Origin of the sequence: Aquisalimonas asiatica, assembly GCF_900110585.1 — a bacterium.
GTDB classification, from domain to species: Bacteria; Pseudomonadota; Gammaproteobacteria; order Nitrococcales; family Aquisalimonadaceae; genus Aquisalimonas; species Aquisalimonas asiatica.
In genome coordinates this window covers 297546-317788 of the sequence record NZ_FOEG01000001.1, presented here as the reverse complement: position 1 = coordinate 317788, position 20243 = coordinate 297546, and the positions used below count along the sequence as shown (strand labels likewise).

Annotated in this window: 12 protein-coding genes and 1 riboswitch; of the genes, 8 read left to right on the top strand and 4 right to left on the bottom strand. The window is 66.3% G+C overall.

Going from position 1 to position 20243, the window contains the following annotated elements; translation table 11 throughout:
* Window positions 1-22: 22 nt before the first annotated feature.
* Complete coding sequence (locus BMZ02_RS01510; RefSeq protein ID WP_091639323.1) at window positions 23-2008, top strand: AsmA family protein; 1986 nt, start codon at window positions 23-25, stop codon at window positions 2006-2008.
* A gap of 10 nt (window positions 2009-2018) precedes the next feature.
* Here the strand turns inward: BMZ02_RS01510 and BMZ02_RS01505 are convergent, their stop codons facing one another.
* Complete coding sequence (locus BMZ02_RS01505) at window positions 2019-2285, bottom strand: DksA/TraR family C4-type zinc finger protein (protein ID WP_091639321.1); 267 nt, start codon at window positions 2283-2285, stop codon at window positions 2019-2021.
* A 61-nt stretch (window positions 2286-2346) separates the two neighbouring features.
* A complete protein-coding gene (locus tag BMZ02_RS01500; RefSeq protein ID WP_091639320.1) occupies window positions 2347-2889 on the bottom strand; it encodes a lipocalin family protein in 543 nt (180 codons plus the stop codon).
* Window positions 2890-3079: 190 nt separating this feature from the next.
* Between BMZ02_RS01500 and BMZ02_RS01495 the strand changes: the two genes are divergently transcribed.
* The 3 genes from BMZ02_RS01495 to BMZ02_RS01485 all read left to right on the top strand — a co-directional run bounded on the left by BMZ02_RS01495 (window position 3080) and on the right by BMZ02_RS01485 (window position 9405).
* Complete coding sequence (locus BMZ02_RS01495; RefSeq protein WP_245753905.1) at window positions 3080-6655, top strand: S41 family peptidase; 3576 nt, start codon at window positions 3080-3082, stop codon at window positions 6653-6655.
* Window positions 6656-6769: 114 nt separating this feature from the next.
* Entirely contained in the window at window positions 6770-8659 is a 1890-nt protein-coding gene (locus tag BMZ02_RS01490; RefSeq protein ID WP_091639317.1) for an MFS transporter, read from the top strand.
* The gene (locus tag BMZ02_RS01485; RefSeq protein WP_091639315.1) at window positions 8656-9405 is read left to right on the top strand and encodes a helix-turn-helix domain-containing protein; all 750 of its coding nucleotides are present in this window, start codon (window positions 8656-8658) and stop codon (window positions 9403-9405) included. The genes BMZ02_RS01490 and BMZ02_RS01485 overlap by 4 nt, the downstream gene beginning before the upstream one ends.
* An 87-nt stretch (window positions 9406-9492) precedes the next feature.
* Here BMZ02_RS01485 and BMZ02_RS01480 read toward each other — a convergent pair whose 3' ends face one another.
* Complete coding sequence (locus BMZ02_RS01480; protein WP_091639313.1) at window positions 9493-10647, bottom strand: ribonucleotide-diphosphate reductase subunit beta; 1155 nt, start codon at window positions 10645-10647, stop codon at window positions 9493-9495.
* A gap of 91 nt (window positions 10648-10738) precedes the next feature.
* Complete coding sequence (locus BMZ02_RS01475; protein ID WP_091639311.1) at window positions 10739-13534, bottom strand: ribonucleoside-diphosphate reductase subunit alpha; 2796 nt, start codon at window positions 13532-13534, stop codon at window positions 10739-10741.
* Window positions 13535-13682: 148 nt separating this feature from the next.
* Window positions 13683-13899, bottom strand: a riboswitch (cobalamin riboswitch).
* Window positions 13900-14353: 454 nt separating this feature from the next.
* Between BMZ02_RS01475 and BMZ02_RS01470 the strand changes: the two genes are divergently transcribed.
* From BMZ02_RS01470 to BMZ02_RS01455, 4 genes are read left to right on the top strand one after another with little or no spacing between them, the layout of a single operon-like run.
* On the top strand, window positions 14354-15628 hold the full coding sequence (locus BMZ02_RS01470; protein WP_091639309.1) for a hydroxymethylglutaryl-CoA reductase: 1275 nt from the start codon (window positions 14354-14356) through the stop codon (window positions 15626-15628).
* Window positions 15609-16547, top strand: a complete 939-nt coding sequence (locus BMZ02_RS01465; RefSeq protein WP_216110656.1) for a UbiA family prenyltransferase — start codon at window positions 15609-15611, stop codon at window positions 16545-16547. Before BMZ02_RS01470 ends, BMZ02_RS01465 begins: the two co-directional genes overlap by 20 nt.
* Entirely contained in the window at window positions 16547-19144 is a 2598-nt protein-coding gene (locus BMZ02_RS01460) for a PEP/pyruvate-binding domain-containing protein (RefSeq protein ID WP_091639306.1), read from the top strand. Before BMZ02_RS01465 ends, BMZ02_RS01460 begins: the two co-directional genes overlap by 1 nt.
* Window positions 19144-20241 (top strand): BtaA family protein, encoded by a 1098-nt coding sequence (locus BMZ02_RS01455; RefSeq protein ID WP_091639304.1) that lies wholly within the window; start codon window positions 19144-19146, stop codon window positions 20239-20241. Before BMZ02_RS01460 ends, BMZ02_RS01455 begins: the two co-directional genes overlap by 1 nt.
* Window positions 20242-20243 lie beyond the last annotated feature (2 nt).

Here is a 20243-nt window from a genome sequence, read left to right as displayed (position 1 = left end):
CGTTTCCGCCTGGTGCCCGACCATGCCCACCGTGCTGCGCAGAATCGCCCTGTCCCTGCTGACCTTCCTGGCGCTGGTGGGCCTCGCCGTGGTCGCGGCCTGGTGGTTCCTGGACCCGAACGATCACCGCGAGGCCATCAACCGGCATGCCAGCGAGGCGCTCGGGCATCCGGTCGCCGTGCAGGGTGACATCCGCCTGGAGCTGCTGCCGCGACCGGCCGTCACCATTGACGCCGCGGTGATCGCCAACGCGGACGGTGACACCGACGCCCCCTTTGCCGAAGCCTCGGATCTGCACGCGGCCATCCAGCCCGTGCGCCTGTTCACGGGCAGGCTCGCACTGAACGTGATCGACGTCGGCGCAATCACCCTCCGTCCCGAGCGCAACGCCGACGGGGACGGCAACTGGGCTCCGATCATGGACGCCATCCTGGAGCGGGAGGACGACCCACCGCTGGCATTCGACGGTGTCCGCGATACCCGGATCGGTCGGATCGCCGTGGACTACACCAACCATCAGCGGGGGACACGGCACCGCCTCGGTGCGCGTGACCTGGCTCTGGAGCGGTTCACGGCCGGCGGCAGCCCCTCGTTCCGCGCCGACTGGCAGGCGGAGGGCGCCCCGTTCAACCGCATCGACGGCGACCTGGTGATGCAACTGGATCTGGACGACGCGCTGATTCCCCGCGCCGTGGAGCTCACCGACCTGCGGCTGGAGTGGACCCCCGACCCCGATCGCCCCGACTCCCTCCAGGCCGACGTCTCCGCAGACCTTGCCTATTCGCCGGACGACAACGCCATCACCCTGTCGCAGTTGACCATGAGCAGCGACGCCCTGGACGCCCGGCTGCAGATGGATGGCACCTGGGGCGATGACGGCGTGGCGGCATCAGGGACGTTCACCATCACCGATGACGCACTCAGAGACCGGCTCCACACCCTGTTCGGGGAAGACCCGGACGCGGAAGACCTGGACGCGCTGCAGTGGCTGCACGCCGAGGGCAGCTTCCAGTGGCGCCAGCAGCGCCTGGCGCTGGACGCCCTGCACGTGGAGCTGGATGACTCCACGCTCGAGGCCGACGTGGACGCCCGGCTGGGCTCTGATCCGCTGTGGGAGTTCGCGGTCGGGCTGGACGCCATTGATCTGGACCGTTACACGCCGGAAGGCTTCGACCCCGACACGCTGCGCACCATCGCCCGCACGACGCTCGGCACCATCACCGGAGTGGGGCTGGACGGGACGGTGACGATTGATGACCTGAGAACCAACGGGCTTGCCTTCGAGTCCATCGAGGGCGTCATCCGCTCCCAGGGGGATGAGCTCACCATCCAGCCCCTTGAAGCGTCCGTGTACGGCGGCCGTTATCACGGCACATTCAACGTCCCGCTGAACGGCGTTCCATACACCGTCTGGTTCGACCAGCGCATCGACGGCATGGCCCTGGAGCCGGCCCTGACCGCCCTGTTCGACTGGGCGGTCATCGAGGCGGAGACCGACACACACTGGAGCGGCTCATTCACCGGCATGCACTGGCCGGAGATCCGCGACTCCCTGGACGCCGAGGGCACACTGGCGTTCAACGACGGCCGCATCAATCATTTCAGCCTCACGCGCCTGATCGAGGACACGGTGCCGAGTGCCCTCGGCGGCATCGATCAGGCACCGTTCACGCGGGACGCCACAACGCCGTTCGACCGGATCGCCGGCGAACTGGCCGTGGCGGACGGCGTGCTGACCAACCCCGAGGCACGGGCCGGTTCGGATTATTTCAGCGTTGGCGGCGCGGGCGACCTGGACCTGTCTGACCTGGAGCTGGACTACCGGATCGATCTCACCATCATCGACGCCTTCGAAACCGAAAGCGAAGAACTGCTGGAGCTGCTCCGGGGCGTCACCATCCCGCTGCGATTGCATGGTCCGCTGACCGAGCTGGATGTGCAGTTCGACCTGGAGCAGGCTCTTGGGGACGATGGCGATGACGACGTGAACGAGGACGGAGCGGAGTGACGGTACGCCGTCAACGCAACTGGCTGTCCTTGCTGCCCCGCCGGTTGTAATGGCCGTGCGCTGTCTGCTCCCGGTCGCGCTCCTCCTGACAGATCACGCACAGTCGCACGCCCGGAATCGCCTCGCGCCGCCCCGGCGGGATTTCCGCATCACAGGCTTCACAATGGCTCAGACTCTCACCGGTGGGGAGCTGGCGCCGCGCACGCTCCACGGATTCCTCCACGGTGCTGTCGATCTGCTCCTGCACCGCCCCGTCTTTCGCCCAACCGACTGCCATGACAACTCACCTGCGCTGCCCTGAACCCCCTCCATTATAACGGGTCCCGGCCCATGCGACGTCACCCCTCCGTCGACTCGCCCCACTGCTGCGGCACACGCTCAATGGCGTCGGTGTCGTAGCCGCGCTCGCCCAGGAACGCGATGATGCGCTGCAGATCCTCCTCCGGCATCTCCGGCTCCCGTGACATGATCCAGACGTAATCACGCCGCGTCCGGCCGATCACCGTATGCTCGTAGTCGTCATCCAGGTAGATCACCAGGAATTCGGCCTTGATGGGCCAGATGAACTGCATGCCCCACTCGGCATTGTCGTCGCTGCGTACGAAACCGGTCGGGTTGTAGCGCTTCTTCTCGCCATCGAACCCGCCGTCCCGGAACGTGAACACGGTATCGATGGTGCCGTCCTCGTTCAGGGTGTATCGCTCGACCGCATTGTGCGCCCCGCGCTCGAGAAATGTGGGAATATTGGCGATCACGTACCAGTCCCCCATGTACCGCTCGAGGTCCACGTAGTCGACGGTTTCCATGGGCGGCCGTGACTGGCACCCCCAGAGGAGTGCTGCAGCGGTCATGAGGGTAATCAGAGGGCGGATTGCAGGCATGGTCGCTCTCGGGTCAGGGTTGCCGGACCGGCAGGCCAGCAATAATTATATATTCGTTGCACAACAGTAATACAATACCTGAATACGAGCCAGCCCCGCCCGCTGCAGTCGTCAGAATTGTGATGCCGGTCGTTGAGTCCTTGAATTGCGGCTTGTTATGTTGCTCCCAGAAACAATCCGGGTGCCGTGCGTGAACCGTCTAATCCGCCATCTAGCGCTTACCACGCTGAGCTGCTGTCTGCTGCTGCCCGCCGCAGCAACAGCCGATGATGACGGTGTGAGTCTCCCGCGCTTTCCCTCCATCAGCCCGGACGGCGAGCATATTGCCTTCTCCTGGGGCGGCGATCTGTGGCGGGCGCCTGTCTCCGGTGGCGATGCCCGGCGCCTGACGCGGCATGAGCAGGACGACCTCCACTCCAGCTGGAGCCCCGACGGGGACTGGCTCACCTTTACGTCCGTCAGGGACGGCTACCTGAACCTCTGGCGGGTCCACGAGGACGGCACGCGCGTCTCGCAGCTCACCCACAGCGATCGTCACCTGCGCAACCCCGGCTATGACCTGGACGCCGACGGCAATCCGGTCATCACCTTCTCCGGGCTACTGGAAGCGGACGTCTACCGCGACCAGCGGCCCTACGTGGTGTCACCGGAGGGGGGTGACCACCGGCGACTTCACGACGCCTTCGGCTCGGAGCCCCGGCTGTCGCCGGATGGCCTGCGCACCGTGTTCACCCGCGGCGGGATCTACCACGGCTGGAACCGGCGGCACTACCGGGGCCCCGAAGCCATGGACCTGTGGCTTCACGACCACGAGGAGGACAGCTTTCGCCCCCTCACGGAGCGCGACGGCGACGACGGCAATGCACGCTGGGCGGACGACCGGACGCTGGTGTTCATGTCCGACCGCGAGGGCGAGACCGTCAACCTCTACCGCATGCGCCTGGATGAAGACGACGCCATCGAACGGCTGACCGATTTCAACGGCCACGACGTGCAGCACTTCGACGTCTCCAGGGATGGCAGCACTGCCGTGGTCCAGGTATGGGACACGCTCTACACCCTCGATCTTGCCAGCGACGACGCACAACCCCGGCCCATTGCGCTGCGCGCCGGCGAAGACGGCCACGACCGTTTCGAGCTCAAGCGCATCGACCGCGAGATCACGGAAGCCGCTCTCAGCCCCGACGGTCGCACCATGGCCTACATCGCCTATGGCCGCGTCTACGTTCGTCACATCGACGAGCACAGCCCCACCCGGCCGGTGACCCGTGGCACCCACGCACGCCATAAGGACCTGAGCTGGTCCCCCGACGGGCTGCGCCTGTACTTCACCAACGACAGCGACGGCACGGAGTCCATCTACCAGGCGCGGGTCGCCCTCACCCGGGAGGAGATCCGCAGCGGCCGGATACAGCCTTCGGACGCGATTGCCGAAAGCCCCGTGGAGGAGATCCCGCCGGGCGCGGATCCGGCGCCGGAGCCCGTGGACGACGGCATCATGGCGGTTGCAGCCAGATCGGGCGACGAGGACGACGCGGACCCGGGACAACGCTCCGACGAGCCGGAGGACCCCTTCGCGCCCGTGGAACCGGGCCTGCCACCGGAGCCCGACGATCCGCCGGACCCCGCACTGCTGCCGGAACCGCTGGACGAGCCGGATGCGGAGCCGGAGACCATTCCGGAGACGGAGCTGGACCCTGACGAGGATACAGGCGACCTGCCGCGCCACCGGGACCCGGCCCGCTGGCACGACGCGGTTCAGTTCTACATCCGCCCCATGGTGCAGACTGAACACAACGACCGGGAAGCCTCGCCGTCACCCGATGGCAACTCCGTCGCCTTTCGCCGGGGGCGGGGCGACCTCATGACCCTGGACCTGGACACCGGGGAGACAACCCGCCTGGTGGAAGGCTGGGACAGCAACATCCACTGGCGCTGGTCTCCGGACAGCCGCCACATCGCCTACTCCCAGAACAACCTGGACTTCAGCGCCAACATCTTCATCGTGCCGGCCGACGGATCCGCGGCACCGGTCAATATCACCCGGCACCCGCGCAACGACATCAATCCGCGCTGGTCCGCCGACGGCCGCAAGCTCAGCTTCATCTCCAACCGCTCGGGCCAGTACTACAACCTCTACCGGATCTACCTGGACCGCTCACTGGAGAACATGACCCGCCGGGAACGGGCAACGTACTACCGCGACGCCCGCGCCGAGGCCGCCAAGCGGCGCCCCCTGCCGGTACAGCGCGATCCGGATGATGCCGTCGAGCCGGTGTCACTGGATCTGGACAGGGCCTGGCGACGCATCGAGCGGGTGGCCGACCTGCCCCGCCATCAGTTCGCCAACGAGATGACCCCGGGCGGCGACCGGTTCGTGTTCAACCAGAGCGGCGAAGGCCTGGTGTCCATGAACTGGGACGGCAGCGACCGCAAACGCCTCGCCCCCCGTGCCGAGGTCCAGCACCTCAACGTCACCGGTGACCGCGTCATCTACATCGCCGATGGTCGCGTCGGTGTGGTATCGACCACGGGCGGGTCGCCAACCCATCCCGACATTTCCGCGCGCATCCGGGTGGATCTGCGCGAACAGGCGCTGCAGAAATTCCGCGAGACCGCGCGCGTCATGGACGAACATTTCTACCGTCAGGACATGAACGGGCTGGACTGGGGCGAGGTGGTCGCGGAGTACGAGGATCTCATCCGGCGCACACGCACCGCGAGCGAGTTCAGCGACATCACCAACCGCCTGCTCGGTGAGCTGGCCGCGTCCCACACGGGACTCTCGAACCCCGGCCCCGGTGCCGCCCGCCGACAGCCGTCCGGGCGCCTGGGGATCGACTACGAGCCGGTGGAGCTGGACGACGGGCGCCGGGGTTACCGCGTGCTTTCCGTGATCCCGGATGGCCCGGTGGATCGCGGCCCCGCGCGCATGGAGCCAGGCGATGTCATCACCGAGATCGACCTGGAGCCGTTCCACGAGCGGGACACCATGCTCTACCGGCTGCGGGGCCGGGTGGACGAGGAAGTGATCGTCACCTTCGAGCGGGGCTCGGGTCGTCGCCCCTCACCGGCCCGGACGCTCGTCACGCCGGTGGACTACAGCGACCTGGCCACGCTGCGCTACGACGCGTTCCGCGAGCGCAGCCGTGAACGGGTCGAAGAGCGGTCCGACGGCCGCCTGGGCTACATCCACATCCAGTCCATGAACCAGACCTCCCTGGAAGACTTCCAGGGCGATCTCTACGCCGCCGCGTACGACCGCGAAGGGCTCATCATCGACGTCCGCAACAACGGCGGCGGCCACACCACGGACCGCATTCTCACGTCGATCATGACCCGCGAGCATGCCTACACCATCCCGGCCGGCGCCGACGGGGAAGCCACGGGCCATTACCCGCAGGACCGTCTCGACGCGCCGCGCTACACCCTGCCCATCAACATGCTGGCGAACGAGAAGAGCTATTCCAACGCCGAAATCCTGGCCCACGCCTTCTCCACCCTGGAGCGGGGCACCCTGGTGGGCCAGCAGACCTATGGCGGGGTCATCTCCACGGGAAGTCACTCCCTGATCGACGGGGCCAACCTGCGACGCCCCTACCGCGGCTGGTACCTGCCCGACGGCACCGACATGGAGCACAACGGCGCCTTGCCCGACATTCTCGTGGAGCAGACCCCCGAAGACGAAGTGGCCGACCGCGACCGCCAGCTCGACCGGGCCGTGGACGACATGCTGGAGCGCCTGGAACGCAACCACGACAACTGAGCCGTCCGGCACGTCCAGGTAGCGCCATCCGCTACCCTGCTGGTACCTTACCCGGCTGACGCCTGCGCGCACCCGGACCCGTGCGGCCGAAAAGGACATTGAAAGGACGCAACGATGGCTCAAGGCAACACCCAGTCGCTGCTGCGGCAACGGCGCTTCGCACCCTTTTTCTGCACCCAGTTCCTCGGCGCCTTCAACGACAACCTGTTCAAGCAGGCGCTGCTGATCCTCATCGCGTTCCAGGGCACCCGCTGGGGTGTGAGCAACCCGGACGTCATGATCAACGTCGCCGCCGGGCTGTTCGTGCTGCCGTTCTTCCTGTTCTCGCCGCTGGCCGGGCAAATCGCCGACAAACTGGAGAAGAGCCGTCTCATCCGTGCCATCAAACTGGGTGAGATCGCCATCATGGGGGTTGCTGTCGCCGGCCTCCTGACCCAGAGCCTGTGGCTGCTCATCACCGCCCTGTTCCTGCTCGGCGCCCAGTCCAGCCTGTTCGGCCCGGTGAAGTACGGCATCATTCCACAACACCTGCGGGACGACGAACTGGTCGCCGGCAACGGCCTGGTCGAGATGGGCACCTTTCTCGCCATCCTCATCGGCACCATCGCGGGCGGACTGCTGATCGAGCGCGCCGATGCCGGCCCCGCACTGGTCTCCATCGCCGTCGTGGTGCTGGCGGTGCTCGGCTACCTGGCATCCCGCCGCATCCCCAACGCACCCGCGGCCGCGCCGGATCTCACCATCAACTGGAACCTCTTCGGCGAGATCGCCCGCAACCTGCGCTACACCTACGGCAACCGCACCGTCTTCCTGGCGATCATCGGCGTGTCGTGGTTCTGGTTCTTCGGCGCCCTGCTGATGACGCAGTTCCCCAACTACACGCGGCTCGCCCTTGGCGGCAATGAACTGGTGGGCACACTGCTACTGGCCGCATTCTCCGTTGGCATCGGTGTCGGGTCACTGCTGTGCGACCGCCTCTCCGGGCAGCGTGTGGAGCTGGGGCTGGTGCCGTTCGGCGCCATCGGCATCAGCGTGTTCACCATCCAGATGTTCTTCACCGTCCCCACGGAGCTCAACGTCGATGCGCTGATGACCCCCGCGGAGTTCCTCGCCACCGACTACGGCTGGACGCTGCTCACCAGCGTCGTCCTGCTGGGCCTGTTCGGCGGTTTCTACATCGTGCCGCTGTATGCCCTGATTCAGCAGCGCAGCGACCCGGAACACCGCTCCCGCACGATCGCGGGCAACAACGTCCTCAACGCCCTTGCCATGGTGCTGGCATCCGGGTTCGCCATCGTGCTGCTCGGAGTCGCCGGGCTCAGCATCCCGCAGCTGTTTCTGGTGGTCGGCGTGATGAACGCCGCCGTGGCGCTCTACATCTTCACGCTCGTGCCCGAATTCCTGATGCGGTTCCTGATCTGGATGGCGATTCATACCGTCTACCGGCTGCGCAAACAGGGGCTGGAGCATATTCCCGAGGACGGCCCGGCGGTCCTGGTGTGCAACCACGTGAGCTTCGTGGATGCGCTGATCATTGCCGGCGCGGTCCGACGCCCCGTGCGCTTCGTGATGCACTACCGCATCTTCCGCATCCCGCTGCTGAGCTTCATCTTCCGCACGGCCAAGGCCATTCCCATCGCGTCGGCGAAAGAGAACCCGCAACTCCTGGAAGAGGCCAACGCCCGCATTGATGCCGCGCTGGCCGACGGCGAGATCGTGTGCACCTTTCCCGAAGGGCGGATCACCGATCACGGCGAGATGAACACCTTCCGGCGCGGTATCGAGCACATCGTGCGCCGGCGGCCCGTTCCGGTCATCCCCATGGCGCTCAGCGGCCTGTGGGGCAGCTTCTTCAGCCGCAAGGACGGGCCTGCATTTCTCAAACTCCCCCGGCGTCTGCTGGAGCGCGTGGGCCTCTCCGCCGGTGAGCCGGTTGCGCCGCACGAGGCGACCGCGGAACTGCTCCAGCGCCGAGTCGCCAGCCTGCAGGAGGAGACGCCATGAGCCCGACGCCGCAAACCAGCCTGCTGATCAACACCCTGAAACGGGCGTTGAAGACACACGGCGTCACCTACGCCCATGTCGCCGATGCACTGGATCTCAGCGAGGCGAGCGTGAAACGGCTGTTCTCGGAGGAGAGCTTCTCGCTGCAACGGCTGGAGACGGTCAGCAACCTGGCCGGCCTGTCGCTCACGGAGCTCTCGCAGATGGTGGAGGACGGCGCTGGCGAGATCCGCCAGCTCTCTGCCGCCCAGGAGCAGGCACTGGCGGACGAACCCCGCCTGCTGCTGGTGTTCTACCTGCTGCTCAACCGCTACACCCTCGCGGACATCATCACCGACTACGACCTGGAGGAGCTGGACTGTATCCGGCTCATGACCCGCCTGGACCGCATGGGACTCATCGAACTCCAGCCCGGCAACCGCGCGCGGCTGCTCACGTCCCGTTTTCTCACCTGGCGGGAGAACGGCCCGATCCGCGCCTTCTTCGACCAGCACGTACGCGGCGAATTCTTCGACTCCGCCTTCGACACACCGCCGGAGTCGCTGCAGTTCGTCTCGGGGATGCTCTCCCAGGCATCACTCCGGGTGATGGAGCGCAAGCTCAACACCCTGGCCAAGGAGTTCAATGAACTGGCGCGCCTGGATAGCGGCCTGCCCCTGGACGAGCGCCACGGCTGCAGCGTCATGCTGGCACAGCGCGTGTGGGCGTTCTCCATGTTCTCCCGTTACGCCCGCAAACAGGGCTGACCCCCCATGGGCGCCGGTTAGGCGAAGACGGGTCCCGGTCGTTGACCGGGCGGACCGGTGGCGTACCCACCGGCCCGAACCGCTGTCTTACCACTTCAACGAACCACCGGTCTGATACTCCGTCACACGCGCTTCGAAGAAGTTCTTTTCTTTTTTGAGATCAATCGCTTCGCTCATCCAGGGGAACGGATTCCGGGCACCGGGGAACAGCTCCGGCAGGCCCAGCTGGCTGCAGCGGCGGTTGCAGATGAAGTGCATGTATTCCTCGCACATCTGCGCGTTCATGCCGAGCAGGCCGTTGGGCATGGTGTCTTCGGCGTAAGCGATCTCCAGTTGAGTGGCCTCCTTGAGCATCTCGATGACTTCGGCCTGGAATTCGGGCGTCCACAAGTGAGGGTTTTCCAGCTTGATCTGGTTGATCACATCAATGCCGAAGTTCAGGTGCAGGGATTCATCCCGCAGGATGTACTGATACTGCTCCGCGATCCCGGTCATCTTGTTGCGCCGGCCGAGGCTGAGGATCTGGGCGAACCCGGTATAGAACCACATGCCCTCGAACACCACGTAGAAGGCCACCAGGTCCCGCAGAAAGTTCTGCGCGCCCTCATCCGTGGAGGTATCAAAATTGCCCTCCTCCAGGTTGCGGGTGTATTTCAGTGCCCAGGCGGCCTTATCGGTAATCGACGGCACCTCCCGGTACATGTTGAAGACCTCGCCTTCGGACAGGCCGAGGGAGTCCACGACATACTGGAAGGTGTGGGTATGCACGGCTTCCTCGAACGCCTGGCGCAGCAGGTACTGGCGACATTCCGGATTGGTGATGTAGCGGTAGATGGCCAGCACCACGTTATTGGCCACCAGGGACTCGGACGAGGCAAAGAAGCCGAGGTTGCGCATGATCATCGCCCGCTCGTCGTCGGTCAGACCGTCGCGGCTCTTCCACAGGGCGATGTCCGCCTGCATGGAGACTTCCGTGGGCATCCAGTGGTTGTTGCATCCGGCCAGGTACTTCTCCCAGGCCCAGTGGTACTTCAACGGCAGTAGTTGGTTCACGTCCGCGCGGGCGTTGATGATGCGCTTGTCGCCCACCGCGACCCGTTCGGCACCGGATTCCAGCGCCTCCAGTCCGGTGGGGGCACCGGCCGGGCTTTCCGCCGCCGCGGCCGGTTCCGGCTGGGTCGGCTCGGGTGCCTCGGTCACGGCACCGTTGTCGTCGTAATCGTTCCAGTTCAGGACGGACATGGGATCCTCCGGTTATCGGGTGTTTCTGTCTGGTTGGCGGCACCCGCCCCGTTGGGGGCGTGTCGCCGCCCTGCCTGATTGGTGTTGGCCTTTACTGGCAGGCCTCGCAATCCGGGTCGTCGATGGCGCAGGCCTGGGGCTGGCTGCTGACCGCGTTCAAGGCGCCGTCATGCATGGTGGATTTCTCCGCCTGGGTGGCGCCCTGACTGCGCAGGTAGTAAGTCGTCTTGAGGCCGCGCAACCAGGCCATGCGATAGGTCACATCCAGCTTGCGGCCGTCCGGCTCCGCGATATAGAGGTTGAGCGACTGGGCCTGATCGAGCCATTTCTGGCGGCGCGCCGCCGCTTCCACCAGCCATCGGGGTTCCACCTCAAAGGCGGTGGCGTACTGGGCCTTGAGGTCATCGGGAATGCGATCAATGGGCGCCACACTGCCGTCGTAATACTTCAGGTCGTTGACCATGACTTCGTCCCAGAGACCACGCTCCTTCAGCGCCCGGACCAACCAGGGGTTCACGATGGTGAACTCGCCGGACAGGTTCGATTTCACGAACAGGTTCTGGTAGGTGGGCTCAATGGAGGCGGACACGCCGACGATATTGGCAATGGTCGCCGTCGGTGCGATCGCCATAACGTTGGAGTTGCGCATGCCCTGGCGGCGCAGTTTCTCCCGCACCGGCGTCCAGTCCAGGCTGGCACTGGTGTCCACTTCCAGATACCCCTCGGGACGGGCGTCACGCAGGTTCTCGATGGAATCGATGGGCAGAATGCCCTGATCCCAGAGCGATCCGGCGTAGGATTCATAGGTACCCCGTTCGGCCGCCAGGTCCGATGAGGCGCCAATGGCGTGGTAACTGATGTGCTCCATGACCTCATCGGCGAACTGCACCGCCTCCTCGGAGGCGTAGGCCAGTTTCCGTTTGTGCAGCGCGTCCTGAAAGCCCATCAGGCCGAGCCCGATCGGACGGTGCCGGGCGTTACTGCGCTTCGCCCCGGGTACCGCGTAGTAGTTGATGTCGATGACGTTATCGAGCATGCGCACCGCGGTCTTCACGGTCCGGGCGAGTTTCTCGGTATCCAGCCCCTGATCGTCGAGATGCTGCACCAGGTTGATGGACCCCAGATTGCACACCGCGATTTCATCGTCCGAGGTGTTGAGGGTGATCTCCGTGCACAGATTGGAGGAGTGCACCACACCCGCGTGTTGCTGGGGCGAACGCAGGTTGCAGGCATCCTTGAACGTGATCCACGGGTGACCGGTTTCGAACAGCATCGACAGCATGCGACGCCAGAGATCCCTGGCCGGCACCCGCTTGTAGTTCTCGATCTCGCCACTCTCCGCCAGCTGTTCGTAGTGCTCGTAGCGCTCACGGAACGCCTGGCCATAGAGATCGTGCAGATCCGGCACGTCCGAGGGCGAGAACAGCGTCCATTCGCGCTCGTCGAAGACCCGTTCCATGAACAGATCCGGAATCCAGTTGGCGGTGTTCATGTCGTGGGTGCGGCGACGGTCGTCCCCGGTGTTCTTGCGCAGCTCGATGAACTCCTCGATGTCCAGGTGCCAGGACTCCAGGTAGGCGCAGACCGCACCCTTGCGCTTGCCGCCCTGATTGACCGCCACGGCGGTATCGTTGACCACCTTGAGAAACGGCACGATGCCCTGGCTGCGACCGTTGGTGCCCTTGATATGGGCACCGAGGGAACGCACCGGCGTCCAGTCGTTGCCCAGCCCGCCGGCCCATTTGGACAGCATGGCGTTGTCCCGCAGAGCGCCGTAAATGCCTTCCAGGTCGTCCGGCACCGTGGTCAGGTAACAGGAGGACAGTTGGCTGTGCAGCGTGCCGCTGTTGAACAGCGTCGGCGTGGACGCCATGTAGTCGAAGGACGACAACAGCTCGTAGAATTCGATCGCCCGCTCGGTCGGTTTGTCCTCCTGCAGCGCCAGCCCCATGGCCACCCGCATGAAGAACACCTGGGGCAGCTCGAAACGCTGTTCGTCGTGGTGCAGGAAGTAGCGGTCGTACAGGGTCTGCAGACCGAGGAAGCTGAAGGCCGCATCCCGGGTCGGCTGCAGCGCCTGGCCCAGCGCGTCCAGATCGAACTCCGCCAGGGCCGGATTCAGCCGCTCGTGCCGGATACCGAACTCGATGGCGGCGGACAGGGCACGGGGATACAGCTCGACCATGTCCTCGTGACTGGCCTGCTCCGCCAGCCCCAGAACCCGCAGCGCCTCACGGCGAATCGGGTCCATCAGCAGACGTGCGGTCAAGGGGCTGTAATCCGGTGATTTCTCGATGCGCGAGCGGGCCGTCATGATCAGCGCCGTGGACAGCTCCCGCTCGGGAATGCCGTCGTACAGATTGCGCAGCGTCTCGTCCAGCAGCGATTCGCCGTCCACATCCTCCAGTCCCTCGCAGGCCTGGCGGACCAGGGCCCGCAACCGGCCCAGATCCAGTGGGCGACGCTCGCCGTCGGCGTACGTCACGCTCAGGGACGGGTGGGGCTCGTCCGGCGTCCGCGCCTGGCGCTGGCGAGCATGCTCCTCCCGGTACAACACGTAGGCCCGGGCCACCCGGTGCTCACCGGAGCGCATCAGCGCCAGTTCCACCTGATCCTGGATGTCCTCGATATGGACCGTGCCCTGCCCGGCCAGGCGACGATGAAAGATCTCCTCGATACCGGCGGCGAGTTCCCGGGAACGTTCGTGAATACGGTTGGACTGGCTGGCACTGTCGCCTTCGACCGCCAGAAAGGCCTTGCCGATGGCGACAACGATTTTTTCCACATTGAATTCGGCGACGGATCCGTCCCGTCGAATGACACGAAGGCCGGGCGCGGCGGATGATCCGTGTCGGGATTCCCGGGTGGCGGTTACGGTGGATGACATGAGGTGACTACTCCCTGGTCGCGTTTGCTTTCCTTCGCGACAGGGCGCAGCAACGGACAGGCAGGCGCGGTGTCGTCTTCGACACCGACAGGAGAGTCCGGGACTGTCACCACTGTTGGCCCTGAACGCGAAGGCACAGTGTTCCCTGCCGACGGGGCAGGCTCTGGCAGGTCTTCGGACTCGGGGGCAACTATTCCGTGGCCTACTGCCGGCGACTTCCCCTCCCCTTCATGGGCGAGAGTGTCTGATGCTGAGCATCTTGCCGGGGTCGTTCCCCCACACCGCTGCGCGTCAGTTCCGGAGTCTCACCGGATTCCCTCTTGCGACGGCTCAGGATGCGACTGGTCAGAATTTAACCATACATATTGAGCCGAACCAGACATATTTCACTATATCTGGTGCTTTCTGGAACTGCAAACCCGATTCGATGTTGCCCAGACACGAACCGGCGGGCGCACCCGGTCGCTGCCCCCGGGCGGGGAATGCGACCAGCCCGCCGGCTGACCGACAACCCCGTCACCAGGCACCGGAGGCGGTCCGCAGTCTCACCCTACGCCCCCGGTCGTCGCGTATTGCGATACGTGTGCGGCAAGCGTTGAACAGCCTCCGGCGAATGCCAAGAATGCGCTCCACGTTCAACGCATCAGGAGGCTTTCATGACACCGGTCGTTCGCAGCACGCTTCGCATCCTCACCATCGCGGCCGTCGCCGTCGGGTTCATTCTCTACGCCGTGCACGTCACTCCTGACGGCGCACAGATCCTGGCCGGCTGACGCGCCGAGCCAGGGGCCCGACAACAACCATCAGGGATGACCTCCAATGGCAACCGATCATGCACAGGCCAACGCCTGGCTCCGTCAACTACTGGCCGAACACTCCGCCGAGTCGCTGCATGCGCGTCTCAGCGCTGACCACACCCCCAGTGACCGCCGCCTGCCGTTGAACCCCCGCACCCTTGAAAGGCTGGTGGAGCGGCGCTGGCAGGCAACGGGCAATGACAGCGACGCCCGCGCCCAGTTGCTCGACGACAAGACCGTGGCCGACATGGGCGCCTACGAGGCGAACATCGAGAACTTCATCGGCACGGTCAAGCTGCCGGTGGGGCTGGCCGGCCCGCTGCGCGTCAACGGACTCTTCGCCCAGGGCGACTACCACGTCCCCCTGGCAACGTCGGAAGCAGCGCTGGTGGCCTCCTACAGCCGGGGAGCCCAACTGATCACGGCCGTCGGCGGCTGCACCGCCATGGTCATAGACGAAGGCGTCAGCCGCGCCCCGGGCTTCGCCTTCGACAACCTGCGCGACGCCGGCGAGTTCGTGGCCTGGGCCCTCCAGTCCCTGGACGCGCTGCGCGCGGCGGGCGAAGCCACCACCCGTCACGGCCGCCTCCGGAATCTGCGGGTCACCATCGAAGGCAACCACGTCTACCTCAACTTCGAATTCTCCACCGGTGAGGCATCCGGCCAGAACATGGTGACCATCGCCACCGAGGCGATCTGCGCCTACGTCATGGCCAACGCGCCGGTAACCCCCCGGTATCACTTTGTGGAAGCCAACCATTCCGGGGACAAGAAGGCGAGCGCCCAGTCCTTTATCGGCGTGCGCGGGCGCAAGGTCACCGCCGAAGTCCACATTCCCGGGGAGCACGTCCGCAAGGCGCTGCACACGACACCGGAAGCCATGGTGGATTACTGGCGCATGTCCGCCATGGGCGGGGTCATGAGCGGCACCATCGGCGTCCACGGACACTACGCCAACGGCCTCGCGGCGCTCTACATCGCCTGCGGGCAGGACGCCGCCTGTGTGGCCGAATCCGCCGTCGGGGTCACCCGCTTCGAGCAGACCGATACCGGCCTCTACGCCGCCGTCACCCTACCCAATCTCATGGTTGGAACCATTGGCGGCGGCACCAGCCTGCCGAGTCAGAACGCCTGCCTGCGTCTCCTCGGACTGGACGGCCCCGGCAGCGCCCATGCGCTGGCCGAAGTAGCCGCCGCGCTCAGTCTCGCCGGCGAGCTGTCGATCATCGGGGCGCTGTGCTCCGGCCATTTCTCCCGCGCTCATGAGGTACTCGCCCGTGTCCGCAACAACACCTAATACCCAGTCTTCACTGCGCCGCTGGTGGACCTACCAGAGGGAACGCTTCCCGCTGCACGCCCACCTGCCACTGATCCTCGTGCTCAGCGCAACGGCCCTGGCCTACTCCGCCGCGCTGCGGGGCACCCCCGGCCCGGGCGGGTTGTTCCCGCTCGCGGGCGCCGCCATCAGCACGCTGCTGTTTTTCCTGTGCCTGCGGATCGCCGACGAGTTCAAGGATTATGCGGAGGACTGCCGCCATCGCCCCTATCGCGCCGTGCCACGGGGGCTGGTATCCCTGCGCGAGCTTGGCGTGGCCGGCGGCATGGCCGTGGCACTGCAGACAGCCATTGCTGCAGTGGTGGCGCCCGCACTCCTGCTGACCCTGGCAGTGACGTGGCTCTACCTGGGGCTCATGAGCCGGGAGTTCTTCGTCCACCGCTGGCTGAAGGCACGCCCCCTGATCTACCTGTGGTCCCACATGCTGATCATGCCGCTGATCGTGCTGCACGCCACCGCGTTTGACTGGGCCGTCGCCGCCGCACCTCCCCCGGCACAGCTGGGCCTGTTGCTTGGCCTGTCCCTGACCAACGGCGTGGTGATCGAGATCGGTCGAAAGATCCGCGCACCGGAAGACGAAGAACCCGGCGTGGACACCTATTCGACGGTCTGGGGGCGGGGCCGTTCCGTGGCCGCCTGGCTGGGCGCCATGGGCGCAACCGGCCTGCTGACGGTGCTTGCCGCGGTGCCGCTGGCGCGGGCCGGCACTGTGGCCGTGGTACTGACGCTGCCCGTGCTGCTCGCCCTGGTCGCGGCCGCCGCCTTCCTCAAGCGGCCCGGTTCGGGCACGGCGCGCTGGTTCGAACCCCTCTCGGCAATCTGGACGCTGGCCGTTTACGCGGCCCTGCTCGTCGTTTCACTTGGCATGGAGACAGTCTGATGACACTGCTGATCTTTCCCACGGACGGCGCCGCCCGAGACACCATTGGCGGCAAGGCATACGGCCTGCAGGCACTCCAGGGCGCCGGCACCGTGCCTCCCTGGTTCGTGGTGCCCCCGTCGGCACTGCACGACTGCCTGACGTCTGCCCAGCAGGACGCCCTGGATAGCGGCGACCCCACGGCCATTGCCCGGGCGCTCGCCGCACTGCGGATGAGCGACACCCTGCAGCAGGCGGTAGCAGGCGCTCTGAAACAGGTATGCCCCGGCGACGGCACGGTGGCCGTGCGCTCCTCGGCCATCGACGAGGACGGCGCCAGCCATTCGTTCGCCGGCCAGCTTGAGAGCAGCCTGTACGTGACCCCCGAGGACGTCCCCCGGGAGATCGTCCGCGTGTGGCAGTCGGCGTTCGGCGAACGCGTCATGGCATATCGCCGCGAACGGGGGCTGAACGGGCCGCCGCAGGCACCGGCGGTGCTGATCCAGCAGATGATCGACGCGGACGCGGCCGGTGTCGCCTTCAGCGCCGACGTGGTGAGCGGTTCGCGCAGCACCGCCGTGATTGCCGCCACGCCCGGAACAGGCGACGCCCTGGTCAGCGGTGACGTGAACGCCGATACCTATCACGTGGACCGGGCGGGCACGATCATCCGCCGCGCGCCTGCCGCTGCAGGGGGCACGGCGGCCGTGGCACTGCGGGACGACCAGATCCAGGCCATCGCGGCGCTGGCACGCCGGTGCGCGGCACTGGACGGACGCCCGCAGGACGTGGAATGGGCCATCCGCAACGATCGGCTCCACCTTCTGCAGTCCCGGCCGATCACCACCCTGGCCGGCCTTCCGGACCCGGACGGCGAACACGCGGTCTGGGACAACAGCAATATTGCCGAGAGCTACAACGGCGTCACCACCCCGCTCACGTTCTCCTTCGCCAGAACCGTCTACGAGGCGGTCTACCGGGAGTTCTGCCACCTCATGCGCGTGCCGTCACAGCGCGTCGACGCGAATCAGGCAATGTTCCGCCGCATGCTGGGCCTGATGAATGGCCGCATCTACTACAACCTGTGCAACTGGTACCGGCTTCTGGCCCTGCTGCCGGGGTTCACCCTCAACCGGCGTTTCATGGAACAGATGATGGGCGTCACCGAGAGGCTGGACGACGGGCAGACCCAGCCCCAACGGCGTGAAAATGGCCTCGCCCGCGTCACGGACGGGCTCCGGCTGTTGCGCACCACTGCGGGCATTGCGTGGAACTTCATCCGCCTGCCGGCGTCGATCCGGCGGTTCCGCGAGCGACTGGACAGGGCACTGCAACCCCCGGAGCAGCCCCTGGAACAGATGCGACCCGATGAGCTCGTCGGCCACTATCACGCACTGGAAGGGCAACTGCTGAAGCGCTGGGACGCGCCACTGGTGAACGACTTCTTTGCCATGATCTTCCACGGCTCCCTGCGCCGCCTCTGCGAGCGCTGGTGCGGCGACACGGATGGCAGCATGGCAAACGACCTGCTGATCGGCGAAGGCAACATGATCAGCACGGAACCGGCCCACCGTCTGCGCGACCTGGCCACCCTGGCCCGCGGTCACACCCGGCTGGTGGAGCAGCTCCGCCACGGTTCACTTGCGGCCATCAACGCCGCCATCGCGGACGCACCGGACTTTGCCACCGCTTACGAGGCCTACCTGGACCGGTTCGGCGACCGCTGCCTGGAGGAGCTCAAGCTGGAAAGCCCCACACTGCGGGACGACCCGCTGCCCCTGCTGCGCACCGTCGGCGAACTGGCGTCGCGCCAGCAGCGTCCGGCCGGGGATTACGCCGGCGATGCCATCCGCGCCGCTACCGAGCAGCAGGCCCGCAAGGCACTGCGTGGACGGCCGGCCCGGCGGGCCGTGTTCTGGTGGGTCCTGCGAAATGCACGGGCGCTGGTTGTCGACCGGGAGAACCTTCGCTTCGAGCGCACACGCGTGTTCGGACGGGTGCGGCGGATCATGGTGGAAATGGGCCGCCGGCTCCACGCCGATGGTGTCCTGAACCAACCCGGCGACATTTTCCACCTGGAGCTGGACGAGGTGCTGCGCTACCCCGACGGCAGCGCCACCTGCACTGACCTGCAGGCGCTTGCCGACGCCCGCAGCGCCGCATTCGCCCGATTCAGGGCATTGCCGGCGCCCCCGCAGCGTTTTGAAACACGGGGCCCGGCCCCGCTGAACGTGCCCACGGGCAACGCTACCGCCGATGCCGGCGCCACGGACACCGATGGCGACCTGGTCGGCCAGGCGTGCTGCCCCGGAACCGTCCGGGGACGGGTGCGCGTGGTTCACGACCCGCGCGACACGGTCCTGGAAGACGGCGAAATCCTGGTGGCGGAACGCACCGATCCCGGCTGGATCATGCTCCTGTCGGCAGCCCGCGGCGTCGTGATCGAGTACGGCAGTCAACTGTCCCATGCCGCCATCGTGTCGCGGGAGCTGGGCACGCCGGCGATCGTCTCGGTCCCCGGTGTCACCGGCACGCTCCAGACCGGCGAGCTGGTGGAGATCAACGGCGGCACCGGCACCATCCGGCGCCTCTCCAACCCGACCCGGGAGGTGGCCTGATGCGCAGTGAAATCGGACAGCACGCGGATTTCTCCACCATCCGTTACGCCCAGTGCTGGGAAGACGCCGACGTCCTGCTGGGCGGCCTGGACATCCAGCCCGGCCAGCACTGCCTGAGCATCGCGTCCGCCGGCGACAACACGCTGTCGATGCTCAGCCGCGGGCCGGAGCGCGTCATCGCCCTGGACCTGAACCCGGCTCAGCTGGCCTGCCTGGAGCTGCGGGTGGCGGCCTACCGGGAGCTGGATTACGACGAACTGCTGGTGTTCATGGGATCCCGGCCCGGCGATGACCGCGACGCCCTCTACCGCCGGTGCCGCCCCGCCCTGTCGGCGGACAGCCGCCAGTTCTGGGATCAAAACGGCTCCGCGATTCGCCAGGGCATCGGGTCGGCCGGCCGGTTCGAGCGCTATCTCGCGCAGTTCCGCCGGCGGATCCTGCCGCTCATCCATCCCCGGCGGCGCGTCGATGCGCTACTCGAGCCCCGTGACGCCGACGCACGGGAGCACTTCCACGACCGGCACTGGGACAACTGGCGGTGGCGGCTTCTCTTCCGGCTCTTCTTCTCGCGTCCGGTCATGGGTCGCCTGGGGCGGGACCCGGCATTCTTCCGCTACATCCAGGGCAGCGTCTCCAGCCATCTGCTGCGTCGGACCCGGCACGCCCTGACGGTGCTGGACCCGTCCTCGAACCCGTATCTGCACTGGATTCTCACCGGCACCCACGGTCAGGCACTGCCCCACGCCCTTCGACCCGGGAACGTGGCCGCGATCCGCGATAACCTGCACCGGCTGGAATGGCACCGGAGCTCCCTGGAAGGGTTCCTGCCGACGCTGGACCGGGGCACGCTGCACGCCTGCAACCTGAGCGACGTGTTCGAGTACATGAGCCCGGCGAGCCAGACATCGCTTCTGGAGCAGCTCGTTCATGCCAGCGCGCCCGGCGCGCGACTGGCTTACTGGAACATGCTGGTCCCGCGCACACGGCCGGAGAACCTGGCAGACCGGCTGGACCCCCGGAAAGAACTGGCAGACCAGCTCCACGAGCAGGACAAGGCGTTCTTTTACAGCCGTTTCGTCGTGGAATCCGTCATCTGATC